The organism is Shouchella rhizosphaerae, assembly GCF_036700015.1.
Classification (GTDB): domain Bacteria; phylum Bacillota; class Bacilli; order Bacillales; family Bacillaceae_D; genus Shouchella; species Shouchella rhizosphaerae.
The window spans coordinates 4186488-4203041 of the sequence record NZ_CP144921.1; the positions used below are offsets into that span (position 1 = coordinate 4186488).

Consider the following 16554-nt stretch of genomic DNA (forward strand, 5'->3'; position numbering starts at 1 on the left):
CGGCTTAAATTTGCATTCTCATCATTTCCTGATACGCTTCTACTGCTTTATTCCGTACTTCTAGCGCGGCTTGCATTGAAACCGATGCCTTGCTCGCCGCAATCATGACATCATGCACGTCAATCGGTTCTTGTTTAACAAGTGCTTGTGTTGCTTCACTTGAAGCAAGCTGATCTTGGTTGACTGAATGGAGAGCATTCAATAAAGCCGACTTAAAATCGGCGCCTTTGCTGGTTACTTCCGTTTTGCCAGCTTGTGTAGCGAGCGGTTGAAGAAGTGGCTGCATCGCTTCAATTGTCATCTTTCCTCATCCTCCTTTAACGACCTATTTCCAGTGCTTTCATGACCATCCCTTTGCTAGCTTGAAGCGCTGTGACATTTGCTTCATAGGACCTCGTTGCACTTGTAATGTCGACCATTTCTCTTGCAATCTCAACATTTGGTTTCGAGACATACCCATCTTCATTTGCATCAGGATGGGCGGGGTCATAAACAAGAGTGGCCGGTGTAGGATCGCGGACAATTTGTTTTGCTACAACTCCCTGATCAAGCTCGGCCGTTGCTTTTTGCAGATCTGACGAAAAGCGCCCCATTGACGTCGGTCCTTGGACAACCATTCGCCGCTGGTAAGGCTGCCATTCGCCATTTACACGCTCGGCCCTTGTTGTATCTGCATTAGCAATGTTGCTTGCTGCTACATCCATTCGCAATCGCTGTAGTGTCAGTCCTGATCCAGATACGTTCATGCTTGAAAACATCGTCATATGCCATTCCTCCTATTTGCCACCTTTAATTGCTGTTTCAAGCGATTGAAAGCTTCCACTAATTCGGTCAACGAGTGCATTGTAATAAAGTTGATTTTTCGCCATTTCGGTCATTTGCTTATCAACGTCGACGCTGTTCCCATTGTGGTTGTATAGCTCTCCCTTTTCCCGTAATGAAACAACGCCATTCCCAGGAAGCGGAAAAGACAAATGGCGCTCGTCTGTCCGCTTCGCTTGCAAGTGTCCCGTTTTTTCCCCGACAGCCTGTAAAACTTGGTCAAAAGACACGGTTTTCTCTTTAAAATTAGGTGTGTCGACATTTGCTAGATTTGTTGAGATCGCTTTTTGTTTCGTCGACGAGTAGCGTATGCCTTCTTCAAGCGCCGCAATTGTACTAGTAACGAACAACTGTCTCCCTCCTTTTACTCATGTCTTTTCTCATAAAAACAGGAAAGATTAAGCACTATTTCCCATGTTTAGCCCTGATAAAATTTTACTAGTTTTTGAGATGTTTGTCTAAGCTCATTTGAGATTTATATATAATTAAGTCTAATGTACCACTATTAGGAGTGATTTTAGTCCCGATAAACGTTATAATGTCACTGTTTTTAGGACTTTAGACTCTTGGTTCAATTGTCATTTTTACTAGTTTATTGGAAAGAAAGTTTTTAGCTGGAACTGGGCATTAATGCCCTTTTCGAACATATCTCCCTCTTTTCCCTACCTAACTTTGTTACTTTTTAGGAATTTGGTCCCTTTATCGACGTTACATATCGACTGAACACTTGAAACAACACCCTACTCTAGGTCCTTCTTTCTAGTTGAAAAAGAGCACATCAGCAAAACAAAAAACCACCCGTCCTCCATCGGACGGGTGGTTCCCAGACTATCGAGCAGTCTGATTGCTTTATAAAATTGGGCTTAGTCTTCTTTCATGCGCTCTAGTTCTAACAGAAACTTGTCATTAAGCACTTTAATGTAAGTGCCTTTCATTCCTAAAGAACGAGACTCGATGACACCTGCACTTTCAAGTTTACGCAAGGCATTAACGATAACAGAACGGGTAATGCCAACACGGTCAGCGATTTTGCTTGCTACAAGCAATCCTTCTCTGCCGTCAAGCTCCTCAAAAATATGTTCAACTGCTTCCAGCTCACTATACGACAGTGAACTGATCGCCATTTGTACAACAGCTTTGCTGCGCGCTTCTTCTTCAATTTCTTGAGTCTTTTCATGGAGAATTTCCATGCCGACAACCGTTGCACCATATTCAGCCAAGATCAAATCATCATCGCTAAAAGAGCGGTTTAAACGGGATAGAATCAACGTGCCAAGACGTTGACCGCCACCTTTAATTGGCACAATTGTCGTCAAGCCATTTTTAAAGATGTCACGGTTTTCAACAGGAAACGCCGTATACTCGCTGTCTACATCAATATTGGCAGAAGTGTCCTCAATTTTAAATAGGCCATCTGTATACTCTTCTGGGAACTGGCGTTCGTCGAGCATTTTTTTCATGCGGTCATTCTCAATCTCTTCTTCAATAGAGAAACCGAGCAATTTACCACGGCGGCTAACGACAAAGACGTTAGAGCCAATCGCTTCACGCAACGTCATCGCCATTTCGCGGAAATTGACGTGTTGTCCGCTTGTTTTCTGCAGCATTTCATTAATCTTTCTTGTTCTTGTAAGTAAATCCATTCCTACATCTCTCCTTTGTTTGCTATTACAATATAAATTGGCTCAAATCGCGGTTTTTTGCAATGGAACCTAGTTTTTCTTCGACATACTGTTCAGTGATTTCAAGTGTCTCCAAGTGAATATCGGCTGCTTCAAAGGACAAATCTTCAAGCAATTTTTCTAGCAACGTATGCAAACGACGCGCTCCGATGTTTTCTGTTTCTTGGTTCACTTCGCTCGCAATCGTCGCAATCTTACGAACAGCTTCGTCTGAAAACTTCATTTCTATACCTTCGGTCTGCAAAAGTGCTTCATATTGCTTTGTCAATGCGTTGTCCGGTTCTACTAAAATGCGGACAAAATCATCGACAGAAAGACTTTGCAGTTCGACCCTAATTGGAAAGCGCCCTTGCAATTCCGGAATTAAATCTGCAGGTTTGGCCATATGAAAAGCGCCTGCTGCAATAAAAAGGATATGGTCCGTTTTCACAGCACCGTATTTTGTCACGACAGTCGAACCTTCTACAATAGGCAAAATGTCGCGTTGGACACCTTCTCGAGAAACATTGGCCCCTTGATCGTTTTTTCCAGCCACTTTATCAATTTCATCGATAAAGATGATCCCGAGCTGTTCCGCTCGTGTAATCGCTTCCTGTGTGACATCATCCATATCGATTAGTTTTTGTGCTTCTTCTTCAGCGAGTACACCACGGGCTTCGGCTACTGTCATGCGGCGTTTTTTCTTTTTCTTCGGCATCATGTTTGATAGCATCTCTTGCATATTCATGCCCATTTGTTCCATACCCGCCCCGCCTTGAAACAAATCCATAAAACCATGATTTTGTTCTGTCACTTCAACCGTAACGGTGCGCTCTTCCAACTCGCCTTGCTTTAGCTTTTCCGCCATTTTTCTTTTTAAATTGGCACGGGTCAGTTCCTCTTCTCCGTCTTCCTCCTCCTCTTTATCCGGCTGGCTAAAGAGCATTTCAAACGGATTTTTATAATTGGTTTCCTTTTTCATGGAAGGGACAAGAAGTTCGATAAGCCGTTTGTCAGCCAACTGTTTCGCTTCGTCTTTTACGAGTGCGACTCGCTCTTCTTTGACAAGACGGACACTTGACTCGACCAAATCGCGCACCATGGACTCCACGTCGCGGCCGACATAGCCGACTTCCGTAAACTTTGTGGCCTCCACCTTAATAAACGGCGCGCCTACAAGTTTTGCAAGCCTTCTGGCAATTTCCGTTTTACCAACGCCAGTAGGACCAATCATTAAAATGTTTTTCGGAGTAATTTCCTCCCTCATGGAAGGATCAAGCTTTGTACGACGATAGCGATTACGCAGTGCAACAGCAACAGATCGTTTTGCCCCGTCTTGCCCGACAATGTATTGGTTCAACCGCTCGACAATTTCCCGAGGCGTCAATGTGCTTGTCATTGCTTTACCCTCCAATCGTTCATCATCACTCTGTCAGTTCCTCTACGACAATTTGGTCATTTGTATACACACAAATTTCTCCTGCCGTTTCAAGGGCAGCTACGGCGATTTCACGTGCGCTCAACCCAGGGGCATGGCGCTTTAGCGCACGTCCTGCACTCAGTGCGTAATTTCCTCCAGAGCCAATAGCGAGAATCCCGTCGTCAGGCTGGATCACTTCTCCTGTTCCCGAAATTAGAAGCAAAGCCTGTTTATCCATCACAATTAGCATCGCCTCAAGTTTTCGTAACACCCGGTCGCTGCGCCACTCCTTTGCTAGCTCGACAGAAGCGCGCTGCAAATTGCCATTGTATTCTTCCAGTTTCGCTTCAAACTTTTCGAACAATGTAAAAGCATCAGCAACTGAACCAGCAAAGCCTGCAAGAACGTTATTATGGTATAGCCTGCGGACTTTGCGTGCGGTATGTTTCATCACCACAGCATTCCCAAACGTCACTTGGCCGTCGCCAGCCATAGCAAACCCGCCATTATGGGCAATCGCAAAAATCGTTGTTGCGTGGAAACCCTCCATTGTCAAACGCTCCTTTTTATAAACTTAGGCTCGCGGATGGGCGCCTTTATAAACGGCATAGAGCCGCTCCTTGCTTACATGTGTATAAACTTGTGTCGTCTTAAGCGATTGGTGGCCTAGCAACTCTTGGACAGCGCGCAAGTCAGCACCAGCATTAAGCAAATGGGTCGCAAAGGAATGGCGAATCGCATGTGGGCTTATTTTTTTCTGCATAGCCGCTTCGTCCAGCCTTTTTTCCACAATCTTCCGAATGCTCCGATCACTTAACGCTCCTCCACGATAGTTCAAAAACAAATGGGAAGTCGGATCGTTTGCACGGAGTAGCTTAGGACGCGCCTCGTGTATGTACGATTCAACAGCGCTAACAGCCATTTTCCCTACTGGAACATACCGCTCTTTGCGGCCTTTTCCAAAAACACGTACCGTCTCGCTTACTCGATCCCACTGGTCAAGTGCCAACATGCTGCATTCCGAAACACGCATTCCCGTTGCATACAGCAACTCGATGATCGCCTTATCACGCTTTTCGAGAGGCTTATTTGCTGGAAGCGCTAAAAGCCAATGCTCCATTTCTTCTTCATAGAGGAAAGTAGGCAAACGTGTTTTTTGTTTAGGCAAATGCGTGTGCAAGAAAGGGTTTTCGCTAATATGCCCTTCTTCCATTAAGAATTTCCCAAAGCTTCTAAGCGCCGACAATTTTCTTGCGATCGATTTTCTCGCATACTTCTTATCGACAAGCTCGCTTATAAAAAGGCGGACATCTTGGTGCTTTACGTCTTTTATCTCGGCAATGCCCGCTGCCGACATAAATGCGGCGAATTGCTGTACGTCTTTTCGATAGTGGTCGATTGTCCATTTTGAACCGTTCTTTTCGACTTGGACATAGCGGACAAATTGGTCAATCAAAAGCCGTTCAGATAATTCCACATTCATGCCTCCCTCTTAGAACTAATAAATTTTACCATAGTACAAGAGGGAGAAGCAACTGATGTCACACTTCTTTCATAAAATTCTGAATCGACTCCAACGCACGCTTAGCTAGCGCCTCATAGCGTTCTTTTTTCGCTTTTATACGAACATTAAGCGGTGGAACAAGACCAAAGTTCGCATTCATAGGCTGGAATGTTTTCGCATTAGCATTTGTAATATAGGCAGCCATACTACCGATCATCGTTTCCTCAGGAAAAACAGCAAGCTCCTGGCTTTGCGTCCATTTAAAAGCGTTAATGCCTGCAACCAATCCTGCTGCCGCTGACTCTACATACCCTTCAACCCCTGTCATCTGTCCTGCAAAGAACAAATCACTGCGTTTCTTCGATTGGTAGGTCGGCTTTAACAAGTTAGGGGAATTTAAAAACGTATTTCTATGCATAACCCCATAGCGGACAATATCAGCGTTTTCCAAACCAGGAATCATGCGGATCACTTCTTTTTGCGGGCCCCATTTTAAATGCGTTTGGAAACCAACCATATTGTACAATGTTCCGGAAGAATTGTCTTGCCGTAACTGCACGACAGCAAAAGGGCGCTTCCCTGTTTTCGGATCTTCTAGTCCAACTGGCTTTAATGGTCCAAACAGCATCGTTTTCTTGCCACGGGAAGCCATCACTTCAATTGGCATGCAGCCTTCGAAAAAAATGTCTTTTTCAAATTCTCGCAGCGGAACGGTTTCCGCTTCAATCAATGCTTGGTAGAATCGATCAAATTCTTCTTCTGTCATTGGACAGTTGAGATAGGCAGCCTCCCCTTTGTCATAACGGCTTTTTAAGTAGACTTTGTCGCGGTCTATCGTTTCGGCGTCAATGATAGGGGCAGCAGCGTCATAGAAATATAAATATTCTTCGCCGCTAAATGCCTTTAATTGTTCCGCCAATGCTTCAGAAGTGAGTGGACCGGTAGCAATAATCGTCGGGCCTTCAGGTATTTCAGTCACTTCCTCCTGGACGACTGTTACGTTTGGATGGCCTTTGACATATTCGGTGACTTTGCCAGCAAAATCATGGCGGTCTACAGCAAGGGCGCCACCAGCAGGAACGGCTGCTTCATCAGCTGCTTTAATAATGACTGAATCAAGATGGCGCATTTCCTCTTTCAGCACGCCGACAGCATTGGCAAGTGAGTTGCCCCTTAACGAATTGCTGCATACAAGTTCGGCAAACTTGTCCGTATGATGAGCAGGCGTTTGTTTCACCGGTCTCATTTCATAGAGCCGAACATGGCCTCCTCGTTTCGCTATTTGCCAAGCCGCTTCGCTACCAGCGAGACCAGCCCCTATTACATTTATCGACTGTTTATGCGTCATTTAAACAAATGCTCCTTTTTCCCGACAATCATTTCACACAAATGCCTCCACTCCTTAGCAGAGTGAAGGCTTTCATCATCAAGTACCCCTATCATAGTATCTTTCTAGCTTGATTTCAACTAATAGCATTCGCTAAAGCCTTTTTTCGACAAATTACTGTTTTTCTTCCTCATAATCACATGAAGTGCAAGCAACAAACACACCTTTTTTCGATTTCTTCTCCACTAACAACCCTTGACATTTTGGGCACGGGCGCGAAATCGGCTTATCCCAAGACACAAATTCACAGTCTGGGTAACGGTCACATCCATAGAAAATCCGGCGCTTTTTGCTTTTACGTTCAACAATGTTTCCTTGTTTACACGTAGGGCAAGTGACGCCAATTTCTTTGACAATCGCTTTTGTGTTTCGGCATTCAGGGAAGTTGGAGCAGGCCATAAACTTCCCGTAGCGCCCCATTTTATAGACCATTTCATGGCCGCATTTTTCACAGTCTTCTCCAGCCGGTTCGTCTTTAATCTCGACTTCTTCCATTTCTTCTTCAGCCACTTTTAAGCGTTTCTCAAAACTTTGGTAAAACTGGTCGATGATGCTAATCCAGTTGTCCCGCCCGTCTTCGATGCTATCAAGGTCTTCTTCCATTTTCGCCGTAAATTCCACATCGAGGATTTCAGGGAAAAATTCAACAATCAAGTCCAACACGATTTCACCAAGTTCTGTCGGAACGAAGCGCTTTTCATCTAGGGCGACGTATCCACGTCGCTGAATGGTATCAAGTGTTGGCGCATACGTAGACGGCCGCCCGATCCCAAGTTCTTCAAGTGTTTTTACAAGCCTTGCTTCCGTATAGCGTGGAGGCGGCTGTGTAAAATGCTGATTGGGTGTCACTTCTGTTTTTTCAACTTGCTGCCCTTTTGCCAACGCTGGCAACAACCGATCTTCTTCTTTTTTATTGTCGTCATTTCCTTCAATGTACACTTTCATAAAACCAGGAAATTTGACTTTTGAGCCGTTAGCCCGAAACTTTACACCATTATTTTCCAAATCAACCGTCATCGTATCCATGATCGCAGGTGCCATTTCACTTGCGACAAGGCGCTCCCAAATGAGGCGATACAAGCGGAGTTGGTCCCGTGACAAATACTCTTTTAGTTGTTTTGGCTCATACTTAACCGAAGTCGGTCGAATCGCTTCATGGGCATCTTGGGCATTTTTGTCCTGCTTTTGTTTTCTTTCCCCTTTACGGGCATACTCTTCGCCGTATGTGGAGCGAATGTACTCGTATGTTTCTTGTTTGGCAGTATCAGAAATTCGGGTTGAATCGGTACGCATGTACGTAATTAAACCGACTGTCCCTTCTTTCCCTAAATCGATGCCTTCATATAATTGTTGGGCAATCAGCATCGTTTTCTTAGCGCGGAAATTTAACTTCCTTGCCGCTTCTTGCTGCAGCGACGACGTCGTAAAAGGCGAGACAGGGTTGCGGCGCCGTTCTTTTTTGACAACATCAGCAACAGCAAATTGTTTTCCTTTTATTTGCTTTAACACTTCATTGACGTTCTCTTCACTCGTTAAGCTTTCTTTTTTGCCATTTCGGCCATAAAACTTTGCTTCAAATGGCTCATCGCCAAGCAAAAACGTCCCCGTTATGCTCCAATACTCCTCAGGCACAAATTGCTGAATTTCTTTCTCCCTATCTGTAATCAGTTTGACTGCGACAGACTGGACGCGCCCAGCACTCAAGCCTTTTTTCACTTTTTTCCACAAAAGCGGCGAGATGTTATAGCCAACAAGGCGATCCAAAATACGCCTTGCTTGTTGGGCATCGACCAAGTCCATATTGATCGGACGTGGATGTTTAAAGGCATCTTTAATCGCTGTTTTTGTTATTTCATTAAAAACAACACGGCAATCGGAGTTTTCGTCAATATTCAAGCTGTGTGCCAAATGCCAAGCAATCGCTTCTCCTTCGCGATCAGGGTCGGCAGCTAGATAAACGCGTTTGGCTTTTTTGGCAGCTGTTTTTAACTCTTTTAACACGGGGCCTTTCCCGCGGATTGTAATATACCTTGGCTCATAATTGTCTTCAACACTAACGCCCATTTGGCTTTTAGGCAAATCACGCACATGGCCCATCGAGGCTTTGACCACATATTTTTTACCTAAATATTTGCCAATGGTTTTGGCTTTAGCGGGAGATTCCACGATTACTAAATAATCGGACATGTAAAGCAGCTCCCTCTCAACTTATTCATAATGTAAATCTTCCTCATTATTAAACAGACATTCCCCATTTGTCAAACGGTAGAAAGCAGCCGGTTTAAAAAGACTGGGATTCGCCTGTTTTTGACAAAAGTTGCGGCATTGCTTCGAATAATGCTTCGCTCGCGTATAGGCAGCCGGCGCCTTGGCTAATGAGCCAATTCGTGCCTTCCGACTGTGCTGAAGTGACAGGTCCTGGCACAGCAAAGACATCACGCCCTTGCTCTAACGCTAAGTCGGCCGTAATAAGCGATCCGCTTTTCCGCTTTGCTTCTATTATGATCACTGCTTGTGACAAACCGCTTATAATACGATTTCGGACAGGAAAGTGCCAGCGCTGGGGTTTTACAAACGGCGGATACTCACTTAACAGCAACTGGTGTTCTGCCAATGCATGGAAAAGTGTAGAATGTTCAGGAGGATAAATGTTGTCAAAACCGGAACCAAGAACGGCAATCGTGGCGCCACCTGTTCGAATCGCCTGCTCATGGGCCAGCCCATCAATACCACGAGCCATTCCACTAACAATTGTCAAAGAATGTTCGGAAATTGGTTTCGCAATCGTCGCAAGCGCTGCCCGGCCGTAAGCAGTCGGCGTGCGCGTGCCGCAAATGGCAATTTTTTTCGTTTGCAATCGTTTGATGTTTCCTTTTGCGTATAACAAATAAGGGGGATCGTAAATCGTTTTTAATAGAGGCGGGTAGAGAGGATGAAAAAGCGGCAGTACTTGAATACCTGTCTCAACAAGGTTGGCGTACATGTTTTCAGGAGTTGTCTTATGGAGATGGCGCCAAAAAGCAGTGGCGCTATTTTCATTTATGCCGAGCTTAGCAGCAATTTCCAAGGGGCTAGCGTGATAAGGCGCCTGTAGTGACGGATCCCAGCAGAGCAATTTCGAAAACGCACGATAATGGCCGTACAGCCACGTATGCACGTGTACATAGCGTCGTACAAAAGAAATAGGGGACAACTCCTTTCTGTATTTGAATGGACCGCATAACGTTGTTTAAGCGTTCCGGGGGAGAACTCTGCCACACTTTGAAAAGCCCCTTACAACGAGGCAAGGGGCCAAAAGCCATACCATTATTTTGCGGTTTCGTGGGTGAGGCTTTTTTCATACAAGCCGTTCGCCTTCAATGCTTCAATAAGTGTTTCTCCCATATCAGAAGGGGTAGCAGCTACACGAATGCCACACGCTTCCATCGTTTTGATTTTCTCTGCTGCCGTCCCTTTGCCGCCTGAGATGATCGCGCCTGCATGGCCCATTCGCTTTCCTGGAGGGGCTGTTTGCCCGCCGATAAAGCCTACGACTGGTTTTGTCATATTTGCTTTGACCCATTCTGCCGCTTCTTCTTCAGCAGTGCCGCCAATTTCACCAATCATAATTACAGCATACGTGTCTGGATCTTCATTAAACAAAGATAGAACGTCAATAAAATCAGTGCCATTTACAGGGTCGCCACCAATGCCAACAGCTGTTGATTGCCCAATGCCAGCCGTTGATAGTTGATGAACCGCCTCATAAGTCAATGTCCCTGAACGGGAAACAACGCCAATATGGCCTTTTTTATGAATATAGCCAGGCATGATGCCAATTTTGCATTCTTCTGGTGTAATAACACCTGGGCAGTTTGGTCCGACGAGGCGTGTTTGCTTGCCTGCCATATAACGCTTCACTTTTACCATATCTAGAACAGGAATGCCTTCAGTAATGCAAATGACAAGCTCAAGTTCTGCATCGGTTGCTTCCATTATCGCATCAGCGGCAAAGGCTGGCGGTACATAAATCACGCTCGCATTGGCACCTGTTGCTTCTACAGCTTCTTGAACCGTGTTAAATACAGGTACGCCTTCAATGTCTGTTCCGCCTTTTCCTGGCGTTACGCCACCGACGATGTTTGTCCCATATTCAAGCGCTTGCTTTGTATGGAACAGCCCAGTAGCGCCTGTAATCCCTTGAACAATCACTTTTGTATCTTTATTGATTAAGATGCTCATTTGCTTAGCTCCACCCTTCTAGTTCACTAATGAAACGATTTTTTGTGCGCCATCGGCCATTGAATCGGCTGCAGTAATGTTTAAGCCTGATTCTTTTAGCATTTTTTTGCCAAGTTCCACGTTGGTGCCTTCCAAGCGGACAACAAGCGGGATTTCTAGGCCAACTTCTTTCGTTGCTGCAATGACGCCGTCCGCGATGATGTCACATTTCATAATGCCACCAAAGATGTTGACAAAAATGCCTTTTACGTTTTCGTCTGACAAAATCAGCTTAAACGCTTCCGTTACTTTTTCTGCCGTTGCGCCGCCCCCAACATCAAGGAAGTTAGCCGGATCGCCGTTGTAGTGTTTGATAATGTCCATTGTTGCCATAGCAAGGCCAGCTCCATTCACCATGCAGCCAATGTTTCCATCTAGGGCAATATAGTTCAAGTCATGTTTAGACGCTTCGATTTCTTTTACATCTTCCTCTTCCAAATCGCGTAATTCTAAAATGTCTTTATGGCGGTAAAGCGCATTTGAATCAAAGTTGAACTTGGCATCCAATGCCATGACTTTGCCGTCGCCAGTCGTTACAAGTGGGTTGATTTCAGCAATCGATGCATCTTTATCCACAAACACTTGGTACAAGCCCATCATAAATTTGACGGCTTGGCCGACAAGTTCTTTTGGAATATTTATGTTAAAAGCAATGCGTCTCGCTTGGAACCCTTGCAAGCCTACAGCAGGGTCAATCACTTCTTTAAAGATCTTTTCTGGTGTTTTTTCGGCTACTTCTTCGATTTCAGTGCCGCCTTCTTCAGAAGCCATCAAGACAACGCTTGAAGTCGCACGGTCGACAACAAGGCCTATATAGTATTCGCTTTTAATGTCACAGCCTTCTTCAATGAGTAAGCGCTTTACTTCTTTCCCTGCCGGTCCAGTTTGATGCGTGACAAGCGTTTTTCCAAGAATTTCTTCCGCATATGTACGAACTTCATCGAGGTTCTTTGCAACTTTTACGCCGCCAGCTTTTCCCCGCCCCCCTGCGTGAATCTGTGCTTTAACAACAGATACAGATGAGCCAAGCTCTTTTGCGGCTTCTACTGCTTCATCAACAGAAAATGCTACTTTTCCGTTTGGAACGGCTACGCCGTACGAACGAAGAATTTCTTTACCCTGGTACTCATGGATATTCATTCTCTCTCCAGCCTCCTGTAATCACGTGCTTTGCTTTGCACGAGAATTTTCGTGTTAATACGAAATTCTTTTCCATTTTAGCACTTTTTTCGCCGCTTGGGGAGGGGTAACCGTTATCATTCCGACAATTTGTTTCATTTTTTATCTTTCTGTTTTTCCTCGGTGGGCTCAGCGCTTTCTTGGCGCGGTTTGTTTTTTTTCGAAAACAGTGCCTTCAGCCCCTTTGCGATCATGTCCTTTTCAAGCGCAGGGCGATGTTGGCCAAATTCATCGGAAAATTCCTCTTCGCCGATTTTACGTTTTTCATCCATCTCTTTTCCCCCTTTCTCTGTTTTAGTATGGGCTGATCCAGAAAAATCATGAACAGAATCGAGGGAATGGAGAAAAACAAATAGTTCGGCGGCTACTTCATAGAGGGACTCGGGGATGAATTGCATCTCACGAAGATGAGCGAGCTCTTCTGAAAGTTGCTGGTGCTTGATAACGGGGATGCCCTGTTTTTTTGCTTCAGCGACCATGGCTTCAGCTTGTTTCCGTGCTCCTTTGGCGACAAGGCGCGGCGCCACGTCTCCATCTTTGTAAGAAAGAGCGTAGGCGCGCTTCATACGTTTTTGCTTCATAGGCGAATATCGACTCCTTTAGCAGGCAAACGGGGCATTGTCTTGTTTGTATGGGCTTCGCTTTTCAGCCAACGGCATGTTTCAAGTGTATAACCTGCCGCTGCCAATCGATCACGGAGTTGTTCCACTAACGAAACAAAAGCAGGCGGTGCTGGTTGCCCGCTGTAAATCGTCGCGAATAGCCGCTGTTCATGCTGACGTCCATCTACTAATACATAACCAAGCTGTTCAAGCTCAGCGCTAATATAAAAACGCAGCGGCTTTTTCTCCTCGCTGTTCTCAGCAGCACTTTCCCACTGCAACAACCAATCATGGCCAAACAAAGGAATAAATTGTTGTTTGAGCGAAGGGATAAGCGTGCCTTCTTGGTAAAGAGAAAAGCGCAAAGCCAGGTCTTCAGCGGCTTTTTTTGCTTTTCTGTCTCCTGCTCCATTCCGAATAGGCTCAAGTAGCTCCGTCACCCGTCCGAGCGTGCTCAGATACGCTTTTAACAGCTCGCCTCGTCGAAATTCGCCCGCTTCCAGCTGGCGCCCAAGCTCCTCCAATTGTAAAAGGAGTTGGGCAGGCACTGTATGTTTCCAAGCTGCAGCAAACTGCCGTAGCGCGACACTTAGTGACTCAGATGCATTTACTTCCACATGGGCGGCTTGGAGCGTGGCGGCTGTCACGCTTACGTTCTGCTGCTTGATGTAAAGCAATGCTTCTTTTGTCTGCTGTTCAGACAGCTTCAATGATGCATACGCGTGGGCCACGCCTGCAAATCCCTTTTTTGTCAAAGGCAATCCAGTTGAATCCAGCAATGCAAGCACACGGACATTGCGGTGTGAAGGCGTTCTATCCCACGATGTGAGAAGCTGTTCATATGAATGGCCTTCTGCCGCTTTTTGCAAGATCGGCAAAGGTTGTCCTTTTTGCACCGTAAACCAATAGGTCTTGCCCACCGTCAAATCGGCTTTTAGCTCGGCCACCACACGTGTATCCTTCAATTGAATTTGCACAAGCCCAGAATCGGCAAAACGGTTCAGCACAACGCCACGCAAGACTTGCCCTTCATGAAAGGCCAATGTTTGGCCTGATCCATTTACACGATCAACGAACAAACCTCCGATTTCCATTGGTTTCTCCTTTTTTATGTACCGTAAATCAAGCCTTGGCTTTCTTCCAGCACCGGCCGGAAGGACTTGCGGTGTTCCGGTGTCATTCCGTAAGTCCGCAAAGCTTGTAAGTGTGACGCTGTGCCATATCCAGCATGTGTGTCAAAACCGTATCCTGGATATGTCTGGGCCAATTCCTCCATATAACGGTCACGCCATACTTTGGCGAGCACTGAGCTGGCAGCAATCGATAAACTTTTGGCGTCTCCCTTTATAAGCGATGTTTGAGCGATTGGCACATCAAGACGAACGGCATCGAGCAGCAAATGGTCAGCCTTCTGGCTGAGGCCGTTGATTGCTTTCGTCATCGCCTTTTTCGTCGCTTGCAAAATGTTGATTTCATCAATTTCCGCTGCACTTACGCTGGCAATCGAATAGGCGACTGCTTGTTCGGAAATCATTTTTGCATATTCTTCCCGTTTGGCTTTTGACAATTTTTTCGAATCCGTCAGCCCTAATAATTGAAAGCCATCTGGCAATATGCAAGCGCACGCTGTTACAGGGCCAGCAAGGGGGCCTCTCCCTACTTCGTCAACGCCGCAAACAGCTACATAACCGCGCTGTTTTAGTTCTTGTTCGTAACGCCACATTTGCTTATGCATTTGTATAAGCGTTTGCTGCTTTTCCTGCTGCGCTTGATAACGCTTAAGCAGCTCTTGCACTCCTTTGCGCTGATCTTTTTTTAACTCGTCTAACTCATTGTGGCTAATGGACCCGTCCATTAGCTTTCTGCGGATTGCCGCGATTGGCACCAATGCCTTTCCTCCTTGTCTATGAAACTAGCAATAGAATAGTATGTATAACGCCAAGGAATTGGAGAAGCTCTTAAGGATGGCGGCTCTTGCTTTTTATCAGCTTCTTTGCCGATATGATCCATACAGTTTCGTCGCTTATTTTCCAAGGCGAAGTCGACAGGCGTCGTCGTTTCCAGCAGACTATGCTTTCGTTCCATGTCCAAAAAAACACTGTCCATGAAATACGTCCATTTGTGCAACGTCTCTCGCCTGCATTCCTCGTCTATTAGTTTGAGTGATGCCTACAGCGCTTCGTGTTCCGCTTTTTCCAACGTCACTTTTCCGATTGTGCCGCTACGCAGCTCGCGCAAGATCAATTCAGCCGTTTTATCAAAATCGACAAGGCCTCCACGAACAATGCAACCCCTTTTTTTTCCGATCGCTTCAAACAAAGGGACGATGTCGTCCTCTTCGCTGTTTCGTTCGATGCCATAGCGTGCTTCGAGCAAATCTGGATATTCAGCTGCTAAGTAGCGAAGCGCATAGGCAGCCACGTCGCCGTAGTCTAGCAATTCGTCTTTAATGGCACCTGTTGCAGCAAGGCGTAAACCGACTTCTTGATCATCAAATTTAGGCCATAAAATCCCTGGGGTGTCAAGAAGTTCAAGTTCCTGCTTGACTTTGATCCATTGCTGTTGTTTGGTCACTCCAGGGCGATCGCCAACTTTCGCCTGCCGTTTATTAACAAGGCGATTAATAAGTGTCGATTTGCCGACATTGGGGATACCGAGAATGATCGCTCGCAGCGGACGCGGTTTCATCCCTTTTTGTTCCCATTTTTGATAGAGGGCGCTTGCTAGCGTTTTGCAGGCAGGCGCAATGTTTTTAACGCCTGCTCCTGTTTGCGCATTGATTGCCAGGACTTCAGCTCCAGTCCGTTTAAAAAAAGCGCGCCACCGTTCCGTTTCCGCTGGGTCCGCTAAATCAGCCTTATTTAACAGCATCAGCCTCGGCTTTTGTTGCGCCAATTCATCAATGAGTGGATTGCGGGAAGACTGGGGAAGGCGAGCATCGACAAGTTCAATCACAACATCGATCAGTTTTAATTTTTCTTTTATTTCTCGGCGTGCCTTGGCCATATGGCCAGGGTACCATTGAATCGTTTTCAACCATTTCACCTGCTTTGTGGGCAAAAATAGCCCATTAATCATTGACAATGCTTATATGTTCAAACGGATAAAAAATGACGTTGGCTTTGCCGATAATTTCTGATTTCGGAATGAGGCCAATATCACGGCTGTCTTTACTTAAACGGCGATTATCGCCCATCATAAAATAATAGTCGTCAGGGATTACTTCTTCGCCGATCATCTCTTCCAGAGTAAAGTCGCCAGTAAGCAATTGGTCGCCGTAAAGCGTTTGTTTCAGCGAGTTTAAATAAGGTTCCGCTGTTTCTTTCCCGTTAATATAAAGCGTATCGTTTTCATATTTCAAATGGTCGCCAGGGAGGCCAATGATCCGTTTGATATAATCTTTCCCGCCAGGTGCGTGGAAAACAACAATATCAAACCGTTTCGGCTCAATAAAAACATACCCAATTTGGTTGACGATCATTTTGTCCCCAGAGTCGAGCGTTGGCTGCATCGAATGGCCGTCTACAACAATGGGCGCGTACAAAAAAAGGCGTACGAGCATTGTGGCGCATAACGCGATGCAAATGGCTTTGGCCCACTCAATTGGAAATCCGCGAAATGCCACCTGTGATGCCTCCTCTTTTTCTCTTTAGTTTACCATAAAAAGAAGCACGTAGTCACTTGGCGGTTCTGCAAAATTCTGCACAACACATACAACC

17 protein-coding genes are annotated in these 16554 nt (G+C 45.7%); all 17 read right to left on the reverse strand.

Going from position 1 to position 16554, the window contains the following annotated elements; all coding sequences use genetic code 11:
• Positions 1 to 4 precede the first annotated feature (4 nt).
• Positions 5 to 301, reverse strand: coding sequence for a flagellar hook-basal body complex protein FliE (gene fliE / locus V5G21_RS20920; RefSeq protein ID WP_011247113.1), 297 nt, complete (start codon positions 299 to 301; stop codon positions 5 to 7).
• Positions 302 to 317: 16 nt separating this feature from the next.
• Positions 318 to 764, reverse strand: coding sequence for a flagellar basal body rod protein FlgC (flgC, locus tag V5G21_RS20925; protein WP_011247114.1), 447 nt, complete (start codon positions 762 to 764; stop codon positions 318 to 320).
• Between the two features lie 12 nt (positions 765 to 776).
• Positions 777 to 1172 carry a flagellar basal body rod protein FlgB gene (gene flgB, locus V5G21_RS20930; protein ID WP_011247115.1) on the reverse strand — a complete coding sequence of 132 codons (396 nt, stop codon included), beginning with the start codon at positions 1170 to 1172 and terminating at the stop codon, positions 777 to 779.
• Between the two features lie 513 nt (positions 1173 to 1685).
• The gene (codY, locus tag V5G21_RS20935; protein WP_011247116.1) at positions 1686 to 2465 is read right to left on the reverse strand and encodes a GTP-sensing pleiotropic transcriptional regulator CodY; all 780 of its coding nucleotides are present in this window, start codon (positions 2463 to 2465) and stop codon (positions 1686 to 1688) included.
• 25 nt (positions 2466 to 2490) lie between these two features.
• A complete protein-coding gene (gene hslU / locus V5G21_RS20940) occupies positions 2491 to 3882 on the reverse strand; it encodes an ATP-dependent protease ATPase subunit HslU (RefSeq protein WP_011247117.1) in 1392 nt (463 codons plus the stop codon).
• Between the two features lie 25 nt (positions 3883 to 3907).
• A complete protein-coding gene (hslV, locus tag V5G21_RS20945) occupies positions 3908 to 4453 on the reverse strand; it encodes an ATP-dependent protease subunit HslV (RefSeq protein WP_011247118.1) in 546 nt (181 codons plus the stop codon).
• A 24-nt stretch (positions 4454 to 4477) separates the two neighbouring features.
• Complete coding sequence (gene xerC / locus V5G21_RS20950; RefSeq protein ID WP_035201467.1) at positions 4478 to 5386, reverse strand: tyrosine recombinase XerC; 909 nt, start codon at positions 5384 to 5386, stop codon at positions 4478 to 4480.
• Between the two features lie 58 nt (positions 5387 to 5444).
• The gene (trmFO, locus tag V5G21_RS20955; RefSeq protein ID WP_035201470.1) at positions 5445 to 6755 is read right to left on the reverse strand and encodes an FADH(2)-oxidizing methylenetetrahydrofolate--tRNA-(uracil(54)-C(5))-methyltransferase TrmFO; all 1311 of its coding nucleotides are present in this window, start codon (positions 6753 to 6755) and stop codon (positions 5445 to 5447) included.
• 153 nt (positions 6756 to 6908) lie between these two features.
• Positions 6909 to 8981, reverse strand: coding sequence for a type I DNA topoisomerase (topA, locus tag V5G21_RS20960; RefSeq protein ID WP_011247121.1), 2073 nt, complete (start codon positions 8979 to 8981; stop codon positions 6909 to 6911).
• 94 nt (positions 8982 to 9075) lie between these two features.
• Complete coding sequence (gene dprA, locus V5G21_RS20965; RefSeq protein ID WP_142237516.1) at positions 9076 to 9951, reverse strand: DNA-processing protein DprA; 876 nt, start codon at positions 9949 to 9951, stop codon at positions 9076 to 9078.
• A 149-nt stretch (positions 9952 to 10100) separates the two neighbouring features.
• A complete protein-coding gene (gene sucD, locus V5G21_RS20970; protein WP_011247123.1) occupies positions 10101 to 11015 on the reverse strand; it encodes a succinate--CoA ligase subunit alpha in 915 nt (304 codons plus the stop codon).
• 18 nt (positions 11016 to 11033) lie between these two features.
• The gene (gene sucC / locus V5G21_RS20975; protein WP_011247124.1) at positions 11034 to 12194 is read right to left on the reverse strand and encodes an ADP-forming succinate--CoA ligase subunit beta; all 1161 of its coding nucleotides are present in this window, start codon (positions 12192 to 12194) and stop codon (positions 11034 to 11036) included.
• Positions 12195 to 12328: 134 nt separating this feature from the next.
• The gene (locus V5G21_RS20980) at positions 12329 to 12814 is read right to left on the reverse strand and encodes an EscU/YscU/HrcU family type III secretion system export apparatus switch protein (RefSeq protein ID WP_011247125.1); all 486 of its coding nucleotides are present in this window, start codon (positions 12812 to 12814) and stop codon (positions 12329 to 12331) included.
• Positions 12811 to 13929: a hypothetical protein gene (locus V5G21_RS20985; protein ID WP_035201475.1), complete on the reverse strand. Its 1119-nt coding sequence runs from the start codon at positions 13927 to 13929 to the stop codon at positions 12811 to 12813. The genes V5G21_RS20980 and V5G21_RS20985 overlap by 4 nt, the downstream gene beginning before the upstream one ends.
• A gap of 14 nt (positions 13930 to 13943) precedes the next feature.
• Positions 13944 to 14723 (reverse strand): ribonuclease HII, encoded by a 780-nt coding sequence (locus tag V5G21_RS20990; RefSeq protein WP_035201478.1) that lies wholly within the window; start codon positions 14721 to 14723, stop codon positions 13944 to 13946.
• 281 nt (positions 14724 to 15004) lie between these two features.
• Positions 15005 to 15841: a ribosome biogenesis GTPase YlqF gene (ylqF, locus tag V5G21_RS20995; protein WP_035201719.1), complete on the reverse strand. Its 837-nt coding sequence runs from the start codon at positions 15839 to 15841 to the stop codon at positions 15005 to 15007.
• A 64-nt stretch (positions 15842 to 15905) separates the two neighbouring features.
• A complete protein-coding gene (lepB, locus tag V5G21_RS21000; RefSeq protein ID WP_035201484.1) occupies positions 15906 to 16460 on the reverse strand; it encodes a signal peptidase I in 555 nt (184 codons plus the stop codon).
• Positions 16461 to 16554 lie beyond the last annotated feature (94 nt).

Excerpts from the sequence above, each read along its gene's own strand:
- fliE (WP_011247113.1), bottom strand. The coding sequence starts at position 301 with ATGACAATTGAAGCGATGCAGCCACTTCTTCAACCGCTCGCTACACAA.
- flgC (WP_011247114.1), bottom strand. The coding sequence starts at position 764 with ATGACGATGTTTTCAAGCATGAACGTATCTGGATCAGGACTGACACTA.
- codY (WP_011247116.1), bottom strand. The coding sequence starts at position 2,465 with ATGGATTTACTTACAAGAACAAGAAAGATTAATGAAATGCTGCAGAAA.
- hslU (WP_011247117.1), bottom strand. The coding sequence starts at position 3,882 with ATGACAAGCACATTGACGCCTCGGGAAATTGTCGAGCGGTTGAACCAA.
- hslV (WP_011247118.1), bottom strand. The coding sequence starts at position 4,453 with ATGGAGGGTTTCCACGCAACAACGATTTTTGCGATTGCCCATAATGGC.
- xerC (WP_035201467.1), bottom strand. The coding sequence starts at position 5,386 with ATGAATGTGGAATTATCTGAACGGCTTTTGATTGACCAATTTGTCCGC.
- trmFO (WP_035201470.1), bottom strand. The coding sequence starts at position 6,755 with ATGACGCATAAACAGTCGATAAATGTAATAGGGGCTGGTCTCGCTGGT.
- topA (WP_011247121.1), bottom strand. The coding sequence starts at position 8,981 with ATGTCCGATTATTTAGTAATCGTGGAATCTCCCGCTAAAGCCAAAACC.
- sucD (WP_011247123.1), bottom strand. The coding sequence starts at position 11,015 with ATGAGCATCTTAATCAATAAAGATACAAAAGTGATTGTTCAAGGGATT.
- sucC (WP_011247124.1), bottom strand. The coding sequence starts at position 12,194 with ATGAATATCCATGAGTACCAGGGTAAAGAAATTCTTCGTTCGTACGGC.
- V5G21_RS20980 (WP_011247125.1), bottom strand. The coding sequence starts at position 12,814 with ATGAAGCAAAAACGTATGAAGCGCGCCTACGCTCTTTCTTACAAAGAT.
- V5G21_RS20985 (WP_035201475.1), bottom strand. The coding sequence starts at position 13,929 with ATGGAAATCGGAGGTTTGTTCGTTGATCGTGTAAATGGATCAGGCCAA.
- ylqF (WP_035201719.1), bottom strand. The coding sequence starts at position 15,841 with ATGGCCAAGGCACGCCGAGAAATAAAAGAAAAATTAAAACTGATCGAT.